This window comes from Shigella flexneri 2a str. 301, from assembly GCF_000006925.2.
Taxonomy (GTDB): Bacteria; Pseudomonadota; Gammaproteobacteria; order Enterobacterales; family Enterobacteriaceae; genus ECMA0423.
This window is the reverse complement of record NC_004337.2, coordinates 1-21,328: the sequence shown is the minus strand read 5'-3', so window position 1 is coordinate 21,328 and position 21,328 is coordinate 1. Positions and strand designations below refer to the sequence as shown.

Here is a 21,328-nt window from a genome sequence, read left to right as displayed (position 1 = left end):
GTTTCGGTTTGATTACATAACAGGCTTAAGCCGGTTTTGTTAGCCCAAAAAATTCGCGGGCGGTTAATTCATCACGCGCAATCTGCGCTTTCAGTTCGTCCAGCGACGCAAATCGCTGCTCATTGCGTATTTTTTTACGCAGCACTACTTGTATATGGCGACCGTAAAGGTCCATTGCAACATCTAACAAATGCACTTCCAGCTGCTGGCGAATACCGGCAACCGTTGGGCGTGTTCCGATGTTTGCCACGCCGGGTAACGGCTTTTCACCGAGGCCCAGCACTTCTACCGCATAAACCCCTTTCACCGGGGAAACCTGACGGCGTAGCGGTACATTCGCCGTCGGGAAACCTATAGTGCGCCCTAATTCATCACCGTGGACTACACGCCCGGAGATGGCAAACGGGTGCCCCAGTAAACTTTCTGCCAGAGCCAGATTGTCATCAGCCAGCGCCTGACGCACGGCGGTGCTGCTGATACGCACACCACCTTCGCAAAAAGTTTGCGTACTGGTGATATCGAAGCCGTATTCCATGCCAGCTTTCTGTAATAACAAGAAATCGCCTTCACGACCAGCGCCAAAGCGGAAATCATCACCTACGGCAAGAAATTTTACGCGCAAATGCTTCACCAAAAGATCGCTGATGAAATTTTGCGCGGTTAACGCCGCAAAACGCCTGTCGAAACGCACGCACAGCACGTAATCAACGCCACACTCTGCAAGGTAACGCAGTTTTTCCCGCAGCCGGGTCAGTCTTGCCGGGGCTTTATCGGTAGCAAACAGTTCCAGTGGTTGAGGTTCAAAAAGCATCACCATCACCGGTAAGTTGCGCTTGCGCCCTTCTTCCTGCAAGCCCTGTAACAGCGCGCGATGACCGCGATGCACGCCGTCGAAATTACCAATAGTCAGCACACACCCTTCTTGCGGGGCCTGGCTGAGATTATGTATGCCGCGTATCAGCTTCATGTCTGGCTCAAAACAGTGAAAATCGTCCGAGTATACCTTGTACAGCGGTCAAGGTTAACCGGCGATTGAGTACCGAAATCAGAAAGAAGTGGCTTTTCATTGCCATGGAGCAAATCACGGGAAGAAACTGACCGCCTGCTGCAATTTTTATCGCGGAAAAGCTGTATTCACACCCCGCAAGCTGGTAGAATCCTGCGCCATCACTACGTAACGAGTGCCGGCACATTAACGGCGCTTATTTGCACAAATCCATTGACAAAAGAAGGCTAAAAGGGCATATTCCTCGGCCTTTGAATTGTCCATATAGAACACATTTGGGAGTTGGACCTTGGCTAATATCAAATCAGCTAAGAAGCGCGCCATTCAGTCTGAAAAGGCTCGTAAGATAATCGCAAGCCGTCGCTCTATGATGCGTCCTTTCATCAAGAAAGGAGACGCAGCTATCGAAGCTGGCGACAAAGCTGCTGCACAGAAAGCATTTAACGAAATGCAACCGATCGTGGACCGTCAGGCTGCTAAAGGTCTGATCCACAAAAACAAAGCTGCACGTCATAAGGCTAACCTGACTGCACAGATCAACAAACTGGCTTAATCGCCAATTTGCTGAAGCTTTGTGAAAAAGCCCGCGCAAGCGGGTTTTTTTATGCCTGCTGCTTTTGTGATGCGTGAGAGAACACACTGCCGGTTGCCAGATAGTCAAAAGAGACATGCCGTTGTACTATCTGAACTCTTCGTGGCTTAAGAATCGTAGAACCATCGGCTGATACATTCTGAACAAGAATATCTACTCAATCTCCAGACTCCCCCACAAAGAATATGGATATTGTGATACACATTGAGGTATTAAACTTAAGACCACTCTATTTTTGAATTAAATTCCTATATACTTTAACCATTCATAAATATCTCCTCATTAGACCTTGTAGGTAATGCTGCCAACTTACTGATTTAGTGTATGATGGTGATTTTAAGGTGCTTGCGTGGCTTCCATTTCCATCAGATGTCCTTCCTGCTCCGCTACTGAAGGCGTGGTGCGTAACGGCAAAAGCACTGCCGGACATCAGCGCTATCTCTGCTCTCATTGCCGTAAAACATGGCAACTACAGTTCACTTACACCGCCTCTCAGCCCGGTACGCACCAGAAAATCATTGATATGGCCATGAATGGCGTCGGATGTCGCGCCAGTGCACGCATTATGGGCGTTGGCCTCAACACGGTTTTACGTCACTTAAAAAACTCAGGCCGCAGTCGGTAACCTCGCGCATACAACCGGGCAGTGATGTGATTGTCTGCGCTGAAATGGACGAACATTGGGGCTACGTCGGTGCTAAATCACGTCAGCGCTGGCTGTTTTACGCGTATGACAGGATACGGAGGACGGTTGTGGCGCACGTCTTCGGTGAACGCACTCTGGCCACACTGGAGCGTTTTCTGAGCCTGCTGTCGGCCTTTGAGGTCGTGGTATGGATGACGGATGGCTGGCCGCTGTATGAATCACGCCTGAAGGGAAAGCTGCACGTTATCAGCAAGCGTTACACTCAGCGCATTGAGCGACATAATCTGAATCTGAGACAACATCTGGCAAGGCTGGTACGGAAGTCACTGTCGTTCTCAAAATCGGTGGAGCTGCATGACAAGGTCATCGGGCATTATCTGAACATAAAACACTATCAGTAAGTTGGAGTCATTACCGAAAATTATCAGTTTCATCATATAAGATTTGACTGCATCCAGGGCGAGCAAGGTGAATTAGTTTTTGAACCCAGTGACGTTGAATATTACTTTGAACCAGTGACGATACAGGAGTCAGGAACCAGCATATTAAAAAATGAGTTAGAAAACAGTGAGGACGGTGCGGGTCAAATAGGCTTTCAACTCTCCAATGATGGTACGAATGAAATCCAGTATGGTAAAAGCAATTACTACTCTTTTCAGCATCCCCATGAAGGAAGTAATCAGATTCCTCTATTTATTCGCCCGCGTACATATGGAAACAATGTCTCAAGCGGGCAAATAATGAGCCGAGTCAAAATCGTGGTAATGTACAACTAATCTATCTCCCCCACCTTAACTTTGGGGGAGCTGCCGATTAACGCACCGCTGGACTAAAAAGCGCAGAATAATCCGTATTGCAGATTCGCTGTACCGCCGGGTGCTGAATCATCCGCTCAGCAAAAATAGCATGGTACTCTTCCATCACATTCTCGACGCGACCAATTTCTACGACAGTTTTATCGGCATAAAAGTCATATGCATAAAGCGTTGGGGCAACGAAGATTGCATTGTGCATCGCACCAAAAGCTTTCATCAAAGCGGCATCATCAAACTCGCCGAGGATTTCTACGTTTAATCCCTGGGAGTTAAACCAGTTAAGCAATTTGCGCCCTAACATTGAACGTCGCCCAGGAATCAAAAGTCGCCGTTCTTCCAGACAAGCCGGGAACGGTTTTTCTGGTGGTGGATTTGTACACCAGAAACTCACGCCACATTCGCCAATTCTCACGGAGAACAGGCCTTCCTGCTGCGTAGAGTCTATCGGACAGTCAGAAATGATCATATCCAGTTTATGCTGACTTAATTGCTCCAGCAGCATTTCGTGGGTGGATTCGAAGCAGCGAAGATGAATGGGCTCGCCTTCTACCACTGCGGCGTTAAGTACGCTACTGACCAGGCGTTTGGAAAGTGCATCAGCCACGCCAACGTCAAACAATAAATTGGATTCTTTGCGATAGTTCACAATATCCAGCATTTCCTGGCTTAAGGTGAACATTTTATCGGCATAGCGATAGACCAGTTCTCCCAGCTCGCTGGGTTCGAGACCACGTCCCTTGCGTTTAAATAATTTGCCTTGCAGGCGCTCTTCCAGCGCTCGAATCTGTCCGGTAATGGTTTGTGGAGTTAAATAAAGCGCCTCCGCTGCGCCAACCACGGAACCTTCTTTATAGACATGCCAGAAGTAATACAAGTGGTTGTAATTGATATGAGACATGCTCATTTCTCTCCCTGATAACAATGAAAAGGGAGCCGTTTATGGCTCCCCGGTAAACCGTCCTGTCAAACTGATGGACGCAAACGAACGCGTAACCAGCTGTATCCAATTACCGCCGAAGAGATAGAACCGACCAGGATACCGAGTTTCGCCCAGTTAATCAGTTCTGGATCTACGCTACCAAAGGCCAGGCTGGCAATAAAGATAGACATAGTAAAACCGATACCGCACAGGATCCCCACCACCATAATTTGCTGATAAGTCGTTCCCTCAGGCAGATGCGCCAGTTTCAAACGCAGCGCCAACCAGCAGAACAGACTAATCCCCAGCGGTTTGCCAATCAGCAAGCCAGCGATGATCCCCAATGGCAGAATGGAGGTCAAGCCATCCAGCGTGACGCCTTGCAGTGAAACGCCAGCATTAGCAAATGCAAACAGCGGCAAAATCAGATACGCCACCCACGGGTGCAACACATGCTCCAGTCGCTTCGCTGGAGAACGCCCATGCTTCTCTTTCAAAGGAATAAAGAAGCCGACAATTACCCCCGCCAGAGTTGCGTGAACCCCCGATTTCAACACCGCAGTCCACAACACCACGCCAACAAGAATATAGACGCCCGTGCGGCGTACACCACACAGATTCAATACCGCGAGTACCGCAATTGCTACAGCCGCGACGCCAAGGGAGGCCATCGATAAGTCATTAGTGTAGAACAATGCGATGATAATGATGGCCCCAAGATCGTCGATAATAGCCAGAGCCATCAAAAAGATCTTCAGCACTAACGGAACACGACTTCCCAACAGCGCCAGTACACCAAGTGCAAAAGCAATGTCAGTAGCCGCCGGGATCGCCCACCCTTCGCGGGTAATCGGATCGGCATAGTTAAAAGCCAGATAGAGTAATGCCGGCACAATCATCCCACCAATAGCGGCGATAACTGGAAATGCGGCCTGGCGTAAGCTGGCTAGCGATCCTTGCATCAGTTCACGTTTAACTTCCAGACCGACTAACAGGAAAAATACCGCCATCAGCGCATCATTTATCCATAACAGCATGTTTTTGTTGATTTCGAGTGAACCAACCCGGAGCTGAACCGGCGTCTCCAGAAAGTCGTGATACCATCCACTGGTTGCGCCGCTGTTGGCCATAATCATCGCCAGGATAGCGGCAATGATAAGAATAATGCCTCCCGAGGCATCACTGCTAAAGAATCGATGCAGATGTTTCACTTTTTATTTCTCTTTCAGGTGAATAGATCGTTTTTACTATTTTACCCCGCACGAATCATCGTTAAAATCAGATTATAGTGTAGGAATAATTCGTTTTTTTACGAGCCATTGAAGAATTTGCGCCATCAGCGGTGAGATGCGTTTTTGACGGCTGTAAGCGCTCACGAGTGACCCTAAGCCCAGATAATCATAGCTTAAGGTGAGGATTCCTGAGGGATTAATTAGGAAAAGTAATAATTAATTTGTTGTCAGTCGGCGATGCTTGTTAGGCCAATATTTCAAAAATAATCCAGCTTGTCGTCAATAATTGCGATGAAGAGATAAATTAAAGTTAAATAATTAAATCATTAAAAAATTACGCCACAAAAATGCGAGGCGTCTTCAGGATTAGAATCGATAAAACAAAATGGGTTAAAGAGAGCGATATAATAGCGGCGGGTGCTTGAGGCTGTCTGTCTCAGGCATTAGCTGAACGGCAGATAGAGAAAAGCCCCGAGTGATATTTTACCATCAACCCGAGGCCTCCTATATGCTGAACACATGTAGAGTGCCTCTTACTGACCGTAAGGTCAAGGAGAAGAGAGCAATGAAGCAGCATAAGGCGATGATTGTCGCCCTGATCGTCATCTGTATCACCGCCGTAGTGGCGGCGCTGGTAACGAGAAAAGACCTCTGTGAGGTTCACATCCGAACTGGCCAGACGGAGGTTGCTGTTTTCACGGCTTACGAATCCGAGTAAGAGCAACGGCGGGGAGTGATCCCCGCCACTTTACAGGTGCTCGCATATCTTCAACGCACCCTATTTTTACCCAGGCCTGCCCACGGGCAGGCTTTTGGGGAGGTTAGCGGGTCAGGTCGTCAAAAAACTTCTTCACACCATCAAAGAAGCTCTTTGAGCGCGGGCTGTTGTGCTCGCCGGTTGGGCCACCGTAGCTTTCGTGCAGCTCGTGCAGCAGCTGTTTGTCCTTTTCGTCCAGGCCTATTTGTGTTTCGACGACAACGCGGCACAGCAAATCACCCTGTGCGCCACCGCGGACAGACTTGACGCCTTTACCGCGCATACGGAATAGCTTACCGGTCTGGGTTTCGCCAGGCACTTTCAGTTTGACGCGACCATCAAGGGTCGGTACTTCGATTTCGCCACCCAGCGCCGCCATAGCGAAGTTGATCGGGACTTCGCAATACAGGTTGTTGCCTTCACGCTCGAAAATCGGGTGCTGTTTAACCTGAACCTGAACGTACAGATCGCCTGCCGGTGCGCCATGCTCGCCCGCTTCACCTTCGCCCGCAAGACGGATGCGGTCTCCAGTGTCCACCCCTGCCGGGATTTTAACGGACAGCGTTTTGCTGCGCTCAACACGACCATGACCATGACATTTGTTGCACGGATCTTTGATCAGCGTACCGCGGCCCTGACAGTGTGGACAGGTCTGCTGTACAGCGAAGAATCCCTGGCGCATCTGCACCTGACCAGAACCATGACAGGTCGGACAGGTCTGCGGCTGTGTACCTGGTTTTGCACCGCTACCGTGGCAAACGTCACACTCTTCCAGAGTCGGAATGCGGATCTCTTTGGTCACGCCACGTACAGCTTCTTCGAGGGTGAGCTCCATGTTATAGCGTAAATCAGCACCGCGCGCCGCACGTTGACGACCACGTCCGCCGCCAAAAATATCGCCGAAAACGTCACCAAAAATATCGCTGAAGTCTGCGCCGCCGCCAAAACCACCGCCGCCCATGCCTCCTTGCTCAAACGCAGCATGACCATACTGATCGTATGCCGCACGTTTTTGCGAGTCGGTCAGAACTTCATAAGCTTCCTTGATCTCTTTAAATTTCGCCTCGGCCTCTTTGTCACCCTGGTTACGGTCCGGGTGGTATTTCATGGCCAGGCGTTTGTAGGCCTTTCTGATTTCACGCTCTTCCGCTGTTTTGGAAACGCCTAAAATCTCGTAATAATCTTGCTTAGCCATCTTTTTTAAATTGCCCCTAGATGAATGCACGGGCGGAGAGGAAATTCCCCTTCGCCCGTGTCAGTATAATTACCCGTTTATAGGGCGATTATTTTTTGTCTTTGACTTCTTCAAATTCAGCGTCGACAACATCGTCATCTTTCGCGTTGTTTGCAGAAGCATCAGCACCGGCAGTCTGCTGCTGGGCATGTTGCTGCTGGGCGATTTCCATCAGTTTCTGGGAAACCTGTGCCAGTTCCTGCATTTTCGCTTCGATAGCGGCTTTGTCTTCACCTTTCAGAGCAGTTTCCAGTGCAGTCAGCGCAGACTCGATAGCAGTTTTGTCGTCAGCCGGCAGTTTGTCGCCTGCTTCTTCAACCTGCTTACGGGTGCTGTGCAGCAGATGGTCGCCCTGGTTGCGAGTCTGTACCAGCTCTTCAAACTTACGGTCAGCTTCGGCGTTAGCTTCTGCGTCGCGTACCATTTTCTGGATTTCATCTTCGTTCAGACCAGAAGAAGCCTTGATGGTGATCTTCTGCTCTTTACCGCTGTTTTTATCTTTCGCGGAAACGTGCAGGATACCGTCAGCATCGATATCGAAGGTAACTTCGATCTGCGGCATGCCGCGCGGTGCCGGGTTGATACCATCTAGGTTGAACTGACCCAGAGATTTGTTATCAGCCGCACGTTTACGTTCACCCTGCAGCACATGGATGGTTACCGCAGACTGGTTGTCTTCAGCGGTAGAGAACACCTGGCTGTGCTTGGTCGGGATAGTGGTGTTTTTCGCGATCAGCGTCGTCATCACACCGCCCATGGTTTCGATACCCAGAGACAGCGGGGTAACGTCCAGCAGCAGTACGTCTTTTACGTCACCAGTCAGAACACCACCCTGAACAGCAGCACCGATTGCTACAGCTTCGTCCGGGTTAACGTCTTTACGCGGCTCTTTACCAAAGAACTCAGCAACTTTCTTCTGAACCATTGGCATACGAGTCTGACCACCAACGAGGATAACGTCGTCGATATCAGATACGGACAGGCCAGCATCCTGCAGTGCAACTTTCAGCGGCTCAATGGAACGGTTTACCAGATCTTCAACCAGGCTTTCCAGTTTCGCACGAGTCACTTTGATGTTCATGTGTTTCGGACCGGTCGCGTCTGCAGTGATGTATGGCAGGTTAACGTCGGTCTGCTGAGCGGAAGACAGTTCGATTTTCGCTTTTTCTGCCGCTTCTTTCAGGCGCTGCATTGCCAGCGGATCGTTGCGCAGGTCAATGCCCTGATCTTTCTTGAATTCTTCAACCAGATAGTTGATCAGACGGCTGTCGAAGTCTTCACCACCCAGGTGGGTATCACCGTTGGTTGCCAGAACTTCGAAGGTTTTTTCGCCGTCAACTTCGTCGATTTCGATAATAGAAATATCGAAAGTACCACCCCCCAGGTCATAAACCGCGATAGTACGGTTGCCAGTGCCTTTGTCCAGACCGTAAGCCAGCGCAGCTGCGGTCGGTTCGTTGATGATACGTTTTACTTCCAGACCAGCGATACGGCCTGCGTCTTTGGTTGCCTGACGCTGAGCATCGTTAAAGTATGCCGGTACGGTGATAACAGCTTCAGTTACCGGTTCACCCAGGTAATCTTCAGCGGTTTTCTTCATTTTTTTCAGCACTTCAGCAGAAATCTGCGGCGGTGCCATTTTCTGGCCTTTAACTTCGACCCATGCGTCGCCGTTATCAGCAGCAATAATTTTGAACGGCATGATGGAAACATCACGCTGTACTTCTTCGTCCTGGAAGCGGCGGCCAATCAGGCGTTTAATCGCAAACAGGGTGTTTTGCGGGTTCGTCACTGCCTGACGTTTAGCCGGCTGACCAACCAGAGTTTCACCATCCTGGGTATAGGCAATGATAGAAGGCGTGGTGCGATCGCCTTCGGCGTTCTCCAGCACGCGAGGAATGGTGCCATCCATAATCGCTACACAAGAGTTGGTAGTACCCAGGTCGATACCAATTATTTTACCCATCTAAACGTCTCCACTATATATTCGGTCATCATGTGGTTGTGAGTCTGTAATAGGGGCGAAACGTCTGGTTTCAACTGCCCAATTTCATTTTTTTGCAGACTCACTCACTGCGGTTGACTACTAAATGGGGTCGTAACCCACGTCATCAAGGGGGAGATGCAAAAATTTTTTGTGCTTTTGCGCAGAAATTTCGCGATATGGCAGGACAAGACGTAAAATTGACAGCAATTTTATTCATATAAAGAATGAATCGCAGCCAAGGCGTTCATCAAAAAATTGTAATAAAAAGAAAAGATTACGTGCCTGAATCTTCTCTTTATCAGCAGTAAACTAGTGGGTATTCATCCCCCTACCTCTTCCCACTAAGAGAATCCTTATGAAATCCGTTTTTACGATTTCCGCCAGCCTGGCGATTAGCCTGATGCTGTGCTGCACGGCGCAGGCAAACGACCATAAACTCCTCGGCGTCATTGCAATGCCGCGTAACGAAACCAACGATCTGGCGCTGAAACTTCCTGTTTGTCGCATTGTGAAACGCATACAACTCTCTGCCGACCATGGCGATTTACAGTTAAGTGGTGCATCGGTTTATTTCAAAGCCGCCCGTAGCGCCAGTCAGAGCCTGAATATTCCTTCAGAAATAAAAGAAGGGCAAACCACTGACTGGATCAACATTAACAGCGATAACGACAATAAACGCTGCGTCTCAAAAATCACCTTTTCCGGTCATACGGTGAACTCATCGGATATGGCCACGCTGAAAATTATCGGCGACGACTAACGCCAGAATATAGAAGCCACAAAAAATGAATGTTAATTACCTGAATGATTCAGATCTGGATTTTCTTCAGCATTGTAGTGAGGAACAGTTGGCAAATTTCGCCCGATTGCTCACCCATAATGAAAAAGGCAAAACTCGCCTCTCCAGCATACTGATGCGCAACGAACTGTTTAAATCGATGGAAGGGCATCCCGAGCAACATCGCCGCAACTGGCAGCTGATTGCCGGAGAATTACAGCATTTTGGTGGCGATAGTATCGCCAACAAACTGCGCGGACACGGTAAATTGTATCGGGCCATTTTGCTCGATGTTTCAAAGCGATTGAAGCTGAAAGCCGACAAAGAGATGTCTACGTTTGAAATTGAGCAACAGTTACTGGAACAATTTCTGCGTAATACCTGGAAGAAAATGGACGAGGAACATAAGCAGGAGTTTCTGCACGCGGTCGATGCCAGGGTGAATGAGCTGGAAGAGCTGCTGCCGCTGCTGATGAAAGACAAATTATTGGCAAAAGGTGTGTCGCATTTGCTTTCCAGCCAACTGACCCGCATTTTACGCACCCACGCAGCAATGAGCGTACTTGGGCATGGTTTGCTGCGCGGCGCGGGGCTGGGAGGCCCTGTGGGCGCAGCATTAAATGGGGTTAAAGCGGTCAGCGGCAGCACCTATCGCGTGACGATTCCAGCCGTACTGCAAATCGCCTGCCTGCGCCGGATGGTTAGCGCCACTCAGGTCTGATACCGGAAACCGGGGAAAATTTTCATTTTCCCCTCAAAAGATCGTAGACACTGCCCCACTGGCTGATTATTATGCCGCGCCCTGAAAACACTACAGTTATTCAGGGAAATTATTTCACCATTCATTCGATGATGATTTTTGAGGAATTATGGGCAACACTAAGTTGGCTAATCCGGCACCGCTGGGCCTGATGGGCTTCGGCATGACCACCATTCTGCTTAACCTGCACAACGTGGGTTATTTCGCTCTGGACGGTATTATTCTTGCCATGGGCATTTTCTACGGCGGCATCGCGCAAATTTTTGCTGGTCTGCTGGAGTACAAAAAAGGCAACACTTTCGGTTTAACCGCATTCACCTCTTACGGTTCTTTCTGGCTGACGCTGGTTGCGATTCTGCTGATGCCGAAACTGGGTCTGACCGATGCGCCAAATGCACAGTTCCTTGGTGTCTACCTGGGTCTGTGGGGCGTATTTACGCTGTTTATGTTCTTCGGCACTCTGAAAGGCGCGCGCGTCCTGCAATTCGTTTTCTTTAGCCTGACCGTGCTGTTTGCCCTGCTGGCGATCGGTAACATTGCCGGTAATGCCGCGATCATCCACTTTGCCGGCTGGATTGGTCTGATCTGCGGTGCCAGCGCAATCTATCTGGCGATGGGTGAAGTGCTGAACGAGCAGTTTGGTCGCACCGTTCTGCCGATTGGTGAATCCCACTAATTGTCTTGAGATCCCCCCGCTCGGGGGGATTTTTTTATTCGCTAACGTCGCGTCTTGCACTCTTCGGTCTGAATGCAGCAACCACTTCTGGTGCCGTTTCAACGTATGGCCCTTCCAGCAACTGAATGCAGTACGGTACGCTGGCAAAAATACCATGCACCACAACGTTACCCTCAGCGTCCTTCACACCTTCCAGCGTCTCTTTAATAGACTTCGGCTGACCGGGTAAGTTAAGGATCAGCGCCTGTTTGCGAATCACGCCCACCTGACGCGAAAGGATCGCAGTTGGTACAAAATGCAGGCTGATCTGGCGCATCTGTTCACCAAAGCCAGGCATCTCGCGGTCCGCTACTGCCAGCGTCGCATCGGGCGTTACGTCACGACGCGCCGGGCCAGTTCCGCCCGTGGTGAGCACCAGATGGCAACTCATTTCATCCACCAGCTCACACAACGTTTGCTCGATGATCGCCTGCTCATCGGGGATTAAGCGGGTTTCCAGTTCAAACGGCGTGGTTAGCGCCGATGTCAGCCATTCTTCCAGCGCTGGAATGCCTTTATCCTGATAAACGCCGCTGGATGCGCGATCAGAGATGGAAACTAAGCCAATACGTAAAGTATTCATCAAGATTTTTCCGTTTAAACAATCTCGTTAAACAGAATGATACACTGCGAAGGGAGTGACAGACAGGCTTCAGAAGAGGTAGCGTGACCGACTTCCCGGTCACGCTAAGAATGATTACAGCAGATCGCCGATCATTTTTTCCAGTTTTTCCTGGTCAATAGCAAACTTACGGATACCTTCCGCCAGTTTATCTACTGCCATTGGATCCTGGTTGTGCTGCCACAGGAACTCGGACTCAGTGATACGCGCCGGACGCGCTTTCACTTCGCCGGTGTAAGACAGTTTACGTTCGATAGCCCCTTCGCTCTCCGCCAGCTCTTTCAGCAGTGCCGGTGCGATGGTCAGACGGTCACAGCCTGCCAGTTCCAGAATTTCGCCGATGTTACGGAAGCTTGCGCCCATAACCACGGTTTCATAACCGTGCTCTTTGTAGTACTGGTAGATTTCAGATACAGAAACCACGCCCGGATCTTCTGCCGGAGCGTACTCTTTCTTATCGGTATTCGCTTTGTACCAGTCAAGAATACGGCCAACAAACGGCGAGATCAGGAACACGCCCGCCTCCGCACAAGCACGAGCCTGAGCGAAGGAGAACAGCAGGGTCAGGTTACAGTTGATACCTTCTTTTTCCAGCTGTTCTGCAGCACGGATACCCTGCCAGGTAGAAGCCAGTTTGATCAGAATACGATCGTTGCTAATACCTGCATCGTTGTAGAGTTTGATCAGGCGTTTTGCTTTCGCAATTGACGCTTCAGTGTCATAGGAAAGACGCGCATCAACTTCAGTTGAGATACGGCCCGGAACCAGTTTCAGGATTTCCAGACCAATATTTACTGCCAGTTTGTCGGTCGCGTCCACGATCTGCTGCGCGCGATCGTTGCTCTGCTGTTTCGCCCAGGCGACAGCATCATCAATCAACTTACGGTATTCCGGAATCTGCGCTGCGTTAAGAATGAGAGAAGGGTTGGTTGTGGCATCCTGCGGTTGATACAGCTTCATTGCCGCGATGTCCCCAGTGTCGGCCACTACGGTGGTGTACTGACGAAGGGAGGTCAATTTGTCCGTCATGATAGTATTTCTCTTTAAACAGCTTGTTAGGGGGATGTAACCGGTCTGCCCTGATGATATCACGACGCAACGTCAGCGCAACCGCCGACAAGACGGTTATCGCCAGGCGAGACTGTTTCGGATTTCTGACACTGCGTTGATATCGCCCACCATTTTTATACAAAACCTCATGTATGCTACGCAGAAGTTATCAAGTACCTCGTAGCGTATATACTTCTTAAACAATTGGTAACGTTTACACAGGAAAGTCATCGCGACCGGCAATAAGAGGGATATGCATGCCAGATTTTTTCTCCTTTATTAACAGCGTCCTTTGGGGATCGGTAATGATTTACCTGCTCTTCGGCGCAGGTTGTTGGTTCACTTTTCGCACCGGATTTGTGCAGTTTCGCTACATCCGCCAGTTTGGCAAAAGTCTTAAAAATAGCATTCATCCACAGCCAGGCGGTTTAACCTCATTTCAGTCATTGTGTACCAGTCTTGCGGCGCGCGTGGGTAGCGGCAACCTGGCCGGCGTTGCGCTGGCAATTACCGCCGGTGGACCAGGTGCCGTCTTTTGGATGTGGGTTGCTGCGTTTATCGGCATGGCGACCTCGTTTGCCGAATGTTCCCTTGCACAACTTTATAAAGAACGTGACGTCAATGGGCAGTTTCGTGGCGGACCGGCATGGTATATGGCGCGCGGGCTGGGGATGCGCTGGATGGGCGTTCTGTTCGCCGTCTTTTTGCTCATCGCCTACGGCATAATTTTCAGCGGAGTTCAGGCGAACGCCGTTGCCCGAGCCCTGAGTTTTTCTTTTGATTTTCCTCCGCTGGTGACGGGCATTATTCTCGCTGTCTTTGCTCTGCTGGCAATCACTCGTGGTCTTCATGGCGTCGCCCGGCTCATGCAGGGGTTTGTCCCGTTGATGGCGATAATCTGGGTACTGACCAGCCTGGTGATTTGCGTAATAAATATCGGGCAACTTCCCCACGTCATTTGGTCTATTTTTGAGAGTGCTTTTGGCTGGCAGGAAGCGGCAGGCGGCGCGGCGGGATATACCTTAAGCCAGGCGATTACTAACGGTTTTCAGCGCAGTATGTTTTCCAATGAGGTGGGAATGGGATCGACGCCAAACGCGGCAGCGGCAGCTGCATCCTGGCCTCCGCATCCGGCAGCACAAGGGATTGTCCAGATGATTGGCATTTTTATCGACACCCTGGTCATCTGTACGGCAAGCGCCATGCTGATATTACTGGCGGGTAACGGCACAACCTACATGCCGCTGGAAGGTATTCAGCTTATCCAGAAGGCGATGCGGGTGCTAATGGGTTCCTAGGGTGCTGAATTTGTTACCCTCGTGGTTATTCTGTTTGCCTTCAGCTCCATCGTTGCCAACTACATTTATGCCGAAAACAATCTCTTCTTTTTACGCCTGAACAACCCTAAAGCGATCTGGTGTTTGCGGATCTGCACCTTCGCAACGGTCATCGGCGGCACCTTGCTAAGCCTTCCGCTGATGTGGCAACTGGCAGATATCATAATGGCCTGCATGGCTATTACCAATTTGACCGCCATTTTACTGCTCTCGCCTGTGGTTCATACCATTGCCAGTGATTATCTACGCCAGCGTAAACTCGGCGTGCGCCCGGTGTTTGATCCGTTGCGTTATCCGGATATCGGTCGCCAGCTTTCTCCGGACGCGTGGGATGATGTTTCGCAGGAGTAATCACAACTATCGATCAACTCATTCTCTTTTTTTGCTAAAGTCGGCATAAATTTCCTGCAAGGACTGGATATGCTGATTCTTATTTCACCTGCGAAAACGCTTGATTACCAAAGCCCGTTGACCACCACGCGCTATACGCTGCCGGAGCTGTTAGACAATTCCCAGCAGTTGATCCATGAAGCGCGGAAACTGACGCCTCCGCAGATTAGCACGCTGATGCGCATCAGCGACAAACTGGCGGGTATCAACGCCGCTCGCTTTCATGACTGGCAGCCAGATTTCACGCCGGCGAATGCCCGCCAGGCGATTCTGGCGTTTAAAGGTGATGTCTACACCGGCTTGCAGGCCGAAACCTTCAGCGAAGACGATTTCGATTTTGCCCAACAGCATTTGCGAATGCTTTCCGGCTTGTATGGCGTACTGCGCCCGCTCGATTTAATGCAGCCTTATCGTCTGGAAATGGGGATCCGTCTTGAGAATGCCCGAGGGAAAGATCTGTATCAATTCTGGGGAGATATCATCACCAACAAGCTGAACGAGGCGCTCGCAGCACAAGGCGATAATGTGGTGATTAATCTGGCGTCAGATGAGTATTTTAAATCGGTGAAGCCGAAGAAATTGAATGCCGAGATTATCAAGCCGGTGTTCCTCGATGAGAAGAACGGCAAATTTAAGATCATCAGCTTCTACGCTAAGAAAGCACGCGGTCTGATGAGTCGTTTCATTATTGAAAATCGGCTGACCAAACCAGAGCAACTGACTGGTTTTAATAGCGAAGGTTACTTCTTTGATGAAGATTCCTCCAGCAATGGCGAACTGGTGTTTAAACGCTACGAGCAGCGTTAAGTTTGTAGTCAATGCCGGATGCGGCGTGAACGCCTTATCCGGCCTACAAAAGCATGCAGATTCAATATATTGCAGAATTAACGTAGGCCTGATAAGACGCGCCAGCGTCGCATCAGGCGCTGAATGCCGGATTGTTACCCGGCATTTGTCATTTAGCGGTGATGTTTGCCTGGACCATGACCGCCGTGATGATCATGAGGAGCTTTCTTATGGTGGCGCGGCGGTGGCGGCGGTCCGTGTGGGTGCCAGCGATTGCCTCGCCATTCATAATGTTGTTTCCACCAGCCGTGGTCGCGCCAGTGACCTCCATCCCAGTAATAGCCACGATTATCACGATCGCCTATCTGTAATTTTACTGACGGGACTAACGTAATTTCCGCAGCCTGTGCTGCCATGGGAGCGACCAGAACCAGGGAAAGTGCGAGTACGATAGATTGCATCTTTTTCACAGGTTACTCCTTTTATCATTGCCCGTTATGGGTCGATATCCGGAGATTACGCGATGAGAACGACGGTTGTTATTCTCCGCAATCCTAATCTCTAAGTTACCGCATTTATTGATAATTTCTCCTTTTTCCCTGTCGTTTTTCTCCATAATTTCTTCATAAAAAAGCCGGGCTGCATAAAAGCAAACCCGGCCTGATTGAGATAATGAATAGATTTTACTGATGATTCATCATCAATTTACGCAACGCAGAAAAATCGGCGGGCAGATTATGTGAAAGCAAGGGTAAATCAGCACGTTCTGCCAGCTCTTTTGGCAGATCCAACGTTTCACCGAGAATCGCTTCCACGCTCTCTTTAAATTTCGCCGGATGCGCGGTGCCGAGGAACAAGCCATATTCGCCTGGATTCAACTGGTCACGCAGCGCACGATACGCTACGGCAGCGTGCGGCTCCGAGGTGTAGCCCAGTTCTTTTAACTCACGCATTGTCTGTTGCGTGGTTTCATCATCCACGGCTGCATAACCCAGCTCTTTCAGTTGCCAGATTTTGCGGCGGAACAACTCTTCCACACGCGGCCAGTTGTTCGGCTGACTCACGTCCATCGCGTTGGATAACGTCGCCTGAGTCGCTTTGGGTGACCACTGACCGTCGTGCAGGAAACGTGGCACGGTATCGTTCACGTTGGTCGCAGCAATAAAACGTTTCACCGGCAGACCGAATGACTTCGCCAGCAGACCCGCCGTCAAATCGCCGAAGTTTCCGCTTGGCACCGAGACAACCAGCTGGTTGCGCGCCTCCTGCGGCAGCTGCGCAACAGCTTCAAAGTAGTAGCAAATCTGCGCCAGCAAACGGCTGATGTTAATCGAGTTAGCCGAGTTTAACCCCAGCGCCACTTTCAGTTCTTCATCATCAAACGCCTGCTTCACCAGCGCCTGACAGGCATCGAAATCGCCGTCGATGGCAACAGTTTCGATATTGCCGCCCAACGTACAGAACAGTTTTTCTTGCAGTGGACTGATTTTGCCTCGTGGATAGAGGATAACCACTTTCACATTCGGCAAACCGTAGAAAGCATGAGCCACTGCAGCTCCGGTATCACCGGAGGTCGCGGTCAGAATGGTCACTGGCTTATCATCCGCAATATGGGTCAGCATTTGTGCCATAAAGCGACCGCCGAAATCTTTAAATGCCAGCGTTGGCCCGTGGAACAATTCCAGACAACCGACATCGCTTTCAACATTGGCGACCGGAGCCGGGAAGGCAAACGCCGCGCGCACGCGCTCTTCCAGGATTTCCTGTGGGATTTCATCACCAATAAACGCCGAGAGGATCTTCGCATTGCGGGTGACAAAATCCAGCTTCAGCATCTCATCAATTTCAGTCAGGCTGAATTCCGGCAGGTCGTGCGGAAAAAACAGCCCCTGATTTTTGCCCAACCCCTGGGTTACGGCTTGCGCAAAGCTGACCTGCTCGTTGTGATCTTTCAGATTGTAGAGTTTCATTTAGTTTTCCAGTACTCGTGCGCCCGCCGTATCCAGCCGGCAAATATGAACAAAACCTTCCTGATTTTGCAGGTAGTTCTTACCCAACCAGTCGGCAACGCGCTGGGCGGTATCCGGCTTGTCACATAGAGCGAACAAGGTCGGGCCGGAGCCGGAGATACCGCTCGCTACCGCGCCGATTTCCGCGACCGCCTGCCGCGCCTGCCGGAAGCCAGGCAGTAACCGTTCACGGTAGGGTTCAGCGATAACATCTTTCATCAGCTTCGCGGCAAGCTCAGGCTGACGGGAATAGCAGGCGTGAATGAAGCCAGCCAGATGTCGCCCGTGCGCAATGCAATCCTGGCGGCGATACTGCGCCGGTAAAATAGCCCGGGCTTCTGCCGTCGAGACTTTAATTCCCGGATACGCCAGCACCCACAGCCACTCATCAAACCCTGGCACTTGCTGGCTGATGATGTCGTTTTCTTCGATCATCAACTGCATACCACCAAGAAAACACGGTGCCACGTTGTCGTAATGAATGCTGCCGGAGATACGTCCTTCCAGCTCGCCCATCAAAGCCAGCAAACGAGTGTCATTAAGCGGCTTGCCGCAGTGTTCATTCATCGCCATCAGCGCCGCGACCACCGAACAGGCGCTGGAGCCTAAGCCCGAACCGATCGGCATATTCTTTTCCAGAGTCATCGCCACTGGAATTTGCTTGCCAAGCTCCTGGCAAAAACGCTCCCAGCACTGATAAACGATATTTTCCCGTGGTTCTGACGGCAGCTTATCGGCAAAGCGTCCGAGGTTGTTGAGACTGAATGTCTCTGCCGCCTCAACCGTGACTACATCTCCGAGCAATGCACCATCAACGGGTGCCACCGCCGCCCCGAGCACATCAAACCCGACGCTCATATTGGCACTGGAAGCCGGGGCATAAACTTTAACCATGTCAGACTCCTAACTTCCATGAGAGGGTACGTAGCAGATCGGCAAAGACACCGGCAGCGGTAACGTCATTGCCCGCACCATATCCGCGCAGCACCAACGGCAGCGGCTGATAATAGTGGCTATAAAAGGCCAGGGCGTTTTCGCCATTTTTCACTTTGAACAGCGGATCATTCCCATCCACTTCGGCAATCTTCACGCGGCAGACACCATCTTCATCAATATTGCCAACATAGCGCAAAACTTTTCCTTCATCACGGGCCTTCGCCACGCGCGCGGCAAAGAGATCGTCGAGCTGTGACAGATTCGCCATAAAAGCGGCAACATCACCCTCGGCGTTAAACTCTGCGGGCAGCACAGGTTCAATTTCAATATCCGCCAGCTCCAGTTCACGTCCCGTTTCACGAGCGAGAATCAATAGTTTACGCGCCACATCCATACCAGAAAGATCATCTCGCGGGTCCGGTTCGGTATAACCCATTTCCCGCGCCAGCGTGGTCGCCTCGGAGAAACTCATGCCTTCGTCTAACTTGCCGAAGATATAAGAAAGCGAACCTGAAAGAATGCCGGAGAACTTCACCAATTCATCACCTGCATTGAGCAGATTTTGCAGGTTCTCAATAACCGGTAATCCAGCCCCAACGTTGGTGTCATAGAGGAATTTACGCCGCGATTTTTCCGCCGCATAACGCAACTGATGATAGTAATCCATCGACGAGGTGTTGGCCTTTTTGTTCGGCGTGACAACGTGGAAACCTTCGCGCAGGAAGTCGGCATATTGATCCGCCACTGCCTGGCTGGAGGTGCAGTCAACAATGACCGGGTTCAGCAGATGATATTCTTTCACGAGGCGAATTAAGCGCCCGAGATTAAACGGCTCTTTGGCTTGTGCAAGTTCTTCCTGCCAGTTTTCCAGATTAAGGCCATGCACACTAGTGAGCAGAGCCTTCGAGTTGGCAACGCCGCAGACACGTAAGTCGATATGTTTATTCTTCAGCCAGCTTTGCTGACGCTTCAGTTGCTCCAGCAGCGCACCGCCAACGCCACCGACGCCAATCACAAACACTTCGATAACCTGATCGGTATTGAACAGCATCTGATGAGTAACGCGCACGCCAGTGGTCGCATCATCGTTATTTACCACGACAGAGATTGAGCGTTCAGAAGATCCCTGAGCAATGGCGACAATGTTGATATTGGCGCGGGCCAGCGCGGCAAAGAATTTCGCCGAGATCCCACGCAAGGTGCGCATACCATCACCTACCACCGAGATAATGGCCAGCCGTTCCGTCACCGCCAGCGGCTCCAGTAAGCCTTCTTTCAGTTCCAGGTAGAACTCTTCCTGCATTGCCCGTTCAGCTCGCACACAGTCGCTTTGTGGAACGCAGAAACTGATACTGTATTCGGAAGATGATTGCGTAATCAGCACCACGGAAATACGGGCGCGTGACATTGCAGCAAAGACGCGCGCCGCCATGCCAACCATCCCTTTCATCCCCGGGCCGGAAACGCTGAACATTGCCATGTTATTCAGATTGGAAATGCCCTTGACCGGTAATTCGTCTTCATCACGGCTGGCACCAATGAGCGTACCTGGTGCTTGAGGATTTCCGGTATTTTTAATCAGGCAAGGGATCTGGAACTGGGCGATGGGGGTAATGGTGCGGGGGTGAAGAACTTTAGCGCCGAAGTAGGAAAGCTCCATCGCTTCCTGGTAGGACATCGACTTCAACAACCTCGCATCGGGCACCTGACGCGGGTCGCAGGTATAGACCCCGTCAACGTCCGTCCAAATCTCGCAACAATCGGCGCGTAAACAGGCAGCCAGCACCGCCGCGGAGTAGTCGGAACCGTTACGTCCAAGCACCACCAGTTCGCCTTTTTCATTACCGGCGGTGAAACCTGCCATCAACACCATGTGATCAGCCGGAATGCGGCTTGCCGCAATACGGCGGGTGGACTCAGCAATATCGACGGTAGATTCGAGGTAATGCCCCACTGCCAGCAGTTTTTCGACCGGATCGATAACGGTAACGTTGTGACCACGCGCTTCTAACACGCCGGCCATAATGGCGATCGACATTTTCTCGCCACGGCAAATCAGCGCAGCGTTGATGCTATCCGGGCACTGCCCCAACAAACTAATGCCATGCAGGACATGTTTTATTTGGGCAAATTCCTGATCGACGAAAGTTTTCAATTGCGCCAGCGGGAACCCCGGCTGGGCGGCGGCGAGTCCCGTCAAAAGTTCGGCAAAAATACGTTCGGCATCGCTGATATTGGGTAAAGCATCCTGGCCGCTAATGGTTTTTTCAATCATCGCCACCAGGTGGTTGGTGATTTTGGCGGGGGCAGAGAGGACGGTGGCCACCTGCCCCTGCCTGGCATTGCTTTCCAGAATATCGGCAACACGCAGAAAACGTTCTGCATTTGCCACTGATGTACCGCCGAACTTCAACACTCGCATGGTTGTTACCTCGTTACCTTTGGTCGAAAAAAAAGCCCGCACTGTCAGGTGCGGGCTTTTTTCTGTGTTTCCTGTACGCGTCAGCCCGCACCGTTACCTGTGGTAATGGTGATGGTGGTGGTAATGGTGGTGCTAATGCGTTTCATGGATGTTGTGTACTCTGTAATTTTTATCTGTCTGTGCGCTATGCCTATATTGGTTAAAGTATTTAGTGACCTAAGTCAATAAAATTTTAATTTACTCACGGCAGGTAACCAGTTCAGAAGCTGCTATCAGACACTCTTTTTTTAATCCACACAGAGACATATTGCCCGTTGCAGTCAGAATGAAAAGCT

Annotated in this window: 22 protein-coding genes, 1 pseudogene and 2 other annotated features; of the genes and pseudogenes, 9 read left to right on the top strand and 14 right to left on the bottom strand. The window is 50.7% G+C overall.

The features are described from left to right. Positions 1-25: 25 nt before the first annotated feature. Complete coding sequence (gene ribF / locus SF0021; RefSeq protein ID NP_705980.1) at positions 26-967, bottom strand: bifunctional riboflavin kinase/FMN adenylyltransferase; 942 nt, start codon at positions 965-967, stop codon at positions 26-28. Between the two features lie 7 nt (positions 968-974). Beyond that, positions 975-1,193 carry a hypothetical protein gene (locus SF0020a; protein ID YP_008439228.1) on the bottom strand — a complete coding sequence of 73 codons (219 nt, stop codon included), beginning with the start codon at positions 1,191-1,193 and terminating at the stop codon, positions 975-977. A gap of 102 nt (positions 1,194-1,295) precedes the next feature. On the opposite strand from SF0020a, the gene rpsT reads away from it, so the two are divergent. The 3 genes from rpsT (at position 1,296) to insB (ending at position 2,645) form a co-directional block, all read left to right on the top strand. Continuing rightward, positions 1,296-1,559: a 30S ribosomal protein S20 gene (rpsT, locus tag SF0020; protein ID NP_705979.5), complete on the top strand. Its 264-nt coding sequence runs from the start codon at positions 1,296-1,298 to the stop codon at positions 1,557-1,559. A gap of 333 nt (positions 1,560-1,892) precedes the next feature. Further along, positions 1,893-2,660 (top strand) — a mobile genetic element. Further along, positions 1,948-2,223 carry an insertion element IS1 protein InsA gene (gene insA, locus SF0019; RefSeq protein NP_705978.1) on the top strand — a complete coding sequence of 92 codons (276 nt, stop codon included), beginning with the start codon at positions 1,948-1,950 and terminating at the stop codon, positions 2,221-2,223. It overlaps the preceding feature by 276 nt. After that, complete coding sequence (gene insB, locus SF0018; protein ID NP_705977.1) at positions 2,250-2,645, top strand: insertion element IS1 protein InsB; 396 nt, start codon at positions 2,250-2,252, stop codon at positions 2,643-2,645. Its footprint lies within the feature at positions 1,893-2,660. Before the next feature lie 397 nt (positions 2,661-3,057). Here insB and nhaR read toward each other — a convergent pair. Together nhaR and nhaA are read right to left on the bottom strand one after the other, a co-directional pair. Continuing rightward, positions 3,058-3,957: a transcriptional activator NhaR gene (nhaR, locus tag SF0017; RefSeq protein ID NP_705976.2), complete on the bottom strand. Its 900-nt coding sequence runs from the start codon at positions 3,955-3,957 to the stop codon at positions 3,058-3,060. A 65-nt stretch (positions 3,958-4,022) separates the two neighbouring features. Beyond that, entirely contained in the window at positions 4,023-5,189 is a 1,167-nt protein-coding gene (gene nhaA, locus SF0016; protein NP_705975.1) for a pH-dependent sodium/proton antiporter, read from the bottom strand. Positions 5,190-5,775: 586 nt separating this feature from the next. Here nhaA and SF0015a point away from each other — a divergent pair. Then, a complete protein-coding gene (locus SF0015a) occupies positions 5,776-5,928 on the top strand; it encodes a hypothetical protein (protein YP_008439227.1) in 153 nt (50 codons plus the stop codon). Positions 5,929-6,031: 103 nt separating this feature from the next. Here the strand turns inward: SF0015a and dnaJ are convergent, their stop codons facing one another. After that, entirely contained in the window at positions 6,032-7,162 is a 1,131-nt protein-coding gene (dnaJ, locus tag SF0015; RefSeq protein ID NP_705974.2) for a molecular chaperone DnaJ, read from the bottom strand. A gap of 88 nt (positions 7,163-7,250) precedes the next feature. Beyond that, complete coding sequence (gene dnaK / locus SF0014) at positions 7,251-9,167, bottom strand: molecular chaperone DnaK (protein NP_705973.1); 1,917 nt, start codon at positions 9,165-9,167, stop codon at positions 7,251-7,253. A 376-nt stretch (positions 9,168-9,543) separates the two neighbouring features. On the opposite strand from dnaK, the gene yaaI reads away from it, so the two are divergent. The 3 genes from yaaI (at position 9,544) to yaaH (ending at position 11,402) form a co-directional block, all read left to right on the top strand. Continuing rightward, complete coding sequence (gene yaaI / locus SF0013; protein NP_705972.1) at positions 9,544-9,948, top strand: hypothetical protein; 405 nt, start codon at positions 9,544-9,546, stop codon at positions 9,946-9,948. Between the two features lie 25 nt (positions 9,949-9,973). Next, positions 9,974-10,687, top strand: coding sequence for a hypothetical protein (locus SF0012; protein ID NP_705971.1), 714 nt, complete (start codon positions 9,974-9,976; stop codon positions 10,685-10,687). A 148-nt stretch (positions 10,688-10,835) separates the two neighbouring features. Next, the gene (gene yaaH, locus SF0011; RefSeq protein NP_705970.1) at positions 10,836-11,402 is read left to right on the top strand and encodes a hypothetical protein; all 567 of its coding nucleotides are present in this window, start codon (positions 10,836-10,838) and stop codon (positions 11,400-11,402) included. A 34-nt stretch (positions 11,403-11,436) separates the two neighbouring features. Here the strand turns inward: yaaH and mogA are convergent, their stop codons facing one another. From mogA to SF0008, 3 genes are all read right to left on the bottom strand, one after another. Further along, positions 11,437-12,024, bottom strand: coding sequence for a molybdenum cofactor biosynthesis protein MogA (mogA, locus tag SF0010; RefSeq protein ID NP_705969.2), 588 nt, complete (start codon positions 12,022-12,024; stop codon positions 11,437-11,439). A 114-nt stretch (positions 12,025-12,138) separates the two neighbouring features. Next, a complete protein-coding gene (gene talB, locus SF0009) occupies positions 12,139-13,092 on the bottom strand; it encodes a transaldolase B (protein NP_705968.2) in 954 nt (317 codons plus the stop codon). Then, the gene (locus SF0008) at positions 12,971-13,255 is read right to left on the bottom strand and encodes a hypothetical protein (RefSeq protein NP_705967.1); all 285 of its coding nucleotides are present in this window, start codon (positions 13,253-13,255) and stop codon (positions 12,971-12,973) included. The genes talB and SF0008 overlap by 122 nt, the downstream gene beginning before the upstream one ends. A gap of 115 nt (positions 13,256-13,370) precedes the next feature. Beyond that, positions 13,371-14,801 (top strand) — a sequence feature (Similar to Escherichia coli K12 inner membrane transport protein gi: 1786188 (477 aa). BLAST with identity of 98% in 476 aa. This CDS contains an in-frame stop codon. The sequence has been checked and is believed to be correct.). Between SF0008 and yaaJ the strand changes: the two are divergent. Then, positions 13,371-14,801, top strand: a pseudogene (gene yaaJ / locus SF0007). Its footprint overlaps the feature before it by 1,431 nt. 69 nt (positions 14,802-14,870) lie before the next feature. Next, complete coding sequence (yaaA, locus tag SF0006; protein ID NP_705966.1) at positions 14,871-15,647, top strand: hypothetical protein; 777 nt, start codon at positions 14,871-14,873, stop codon at positions 15,645-15,647. A gap of 152 nt (positions 15,648-15,799) precedes the next feature. Here the strand turns inward: yaaA and SF0005 are convergent, their stop codons facing one another. The 5 genes from SF0005 to thrL all read right to left on the bottom strand — a co-directional run bounded on the left by SF0005 (position 15,800) and on the right by thrL (position 21,139). Continuing rightward, positions 15,800-16,087, bottom strand: a complete 288-nt coding sequence (locus tag SF0005) for a hypothetical protein (protein ID NP_705965.2) — start codon at positions 16,085-16,087, stop codon at positions 15,800-15,802. A gap of 222 nt (positions 16,088-16,309) precedes the next feature. Then, positions 16,310-17,596: a threonine synthase gene (thrC, locus tag SF0004; protein NP_705964.1), complete on the bottom strand. Its 1,287-nt coding sequence runs from the start codon at positions 17,594-17,596 to the stop codon at positions 16,310-16,312. Next, on the bottom strand, positions 17,597-18,529 hold the full coding sequence (gene thrB / locus SF0003; RefSeq protein NP_705963.1) for a homoserine kinase: 933 nt from the start codon (positions 18,527-18,529) through the stop codon (positions 17,597-17,599). Position 18,530: 1 nt separating this feature from the next. After that, positions 18,531-20,993 (bottom strand): bifunctional aspartokinase I/homoserine dehydrogenase I, encoded by a 2,463-nt coding sequence (gene thrA / locus SF0002; protein ID NP_705962.2) that lies wholly within the window; start codon positions 20,991-20,993, stop codon positions 18,531-18,533. Between the two features lie 80 nt (positions 20,994-21,073). Next, positions 21,074-21,139: a thr operon leader peptide gene (thrL, locus tag SF0001; RefSeq protein NP_705961.1), complete on the bottom strand. Its 66-nt coding sequence runs from the start codon at positions 21,137-21,139 to the stop codon at positions 21,074-21,076. Positions 21,140-21,328 lie beyond the last annotated feature (189 nt).

Coding starts and splice junctions, on each gene's coding strand:
- yaaA (NP_705966.1), top strand. CDS start 14,871: ATGCTGATTCTTATTTCACCTGCGAAAACGCTTGATTACCAAAGCCCG.
- thrC (NP_705964.1), bottom strand. CDS start 17,596: ATGAAACTCTACAATCTGAAAGATCACAACGAGCAGGTCAGCTTTGCG.
- SF0020a (YP_008439228.1), bottom strand. CDS start 1,193: ATGTGCCGGCACTCGTTACGTAGTGATGGCGCAGGATTCTACCAGCTT.
- dnaJ (NP_705974.2), bottom strand. CDS start 7,162: ATGGCTAAGCAAGATTATTACGAGATTTTAGGCGTTTCCAAAACAGCG.
- dnaK (NP_705973.1), bottom strand. CDS start 9,167: ATGGGTAAAATAATTGGTATCGACCTGGGTACTACCAACTCTTGTGTA.
- talB (NP_705968.2), bottom strand. CDS start 13,092: ATGACGGACAAATTGACCTCCCTTCGTCAGTACACCACCGTAGTGGCC.
- SF0015a (YP_008439227.1), top strand. CDS start 5,776: ATGAAGCAGCATAAGGCGATGATTGTCGCCCTGATCGTCATCTGTATC.
- nhaR (NP_705976.2), bottom strand. CDS start 3,957: ATGTCTCATATCAATTACAACCACTTGTATTACTTCTGGCATGTCTAT.
- yaaI (NP_705972.1), top strand. CDS start 9,544: ATGAAATCCGTTTTTACGATTTCCGCCAGCCTGGCGATTAGCCTGATG.
- ribF (NP_705980.1), bottom strand. CDS start 967: ATGAAGCTGATACGCGGCATACATAATCTCAGCCAGGCCCCGCAAGAA.
- thrA (NP_705962.2), bottom strand. CDS start 20,993: ATGCGAGTGTTGAAGTTCGGCGGTACATCAGTGGCAAATGCAGAACGT.
- SF0005 (NP_705965.2), bottom strand. CDS start 16,087: ATGCAATCTATCGTACTCGCACTTTCCCTGGTTCTGGTCGCTCCCATG.
- yaaH (NP_705970.1), top strand. CDS start 10,836: ATGGGCAACACTAAGTTGGCTAATCCGGCACCGCTGGGCCTGATGGGC.
- thrB (NP_705963.1), bottom strand. CDS start 18,529: ATGGTTAAAGTTTATGCCCCGGCTTCCAGTGCCAATATGAGCGTCGGG.
- mogA (NP_705969.2), bottom strand. CDS start 12,024: ATGAATACTTTACGTATTGGCTTAGTTTCCATCTCTGATCGCGCATCC.
- SF0012 (NP_705971.1), top strand. CDS start 9,974: ATGAATGTTAATTACCTGAATGATTCAGATCTGGATTTTCTTCAGCAT.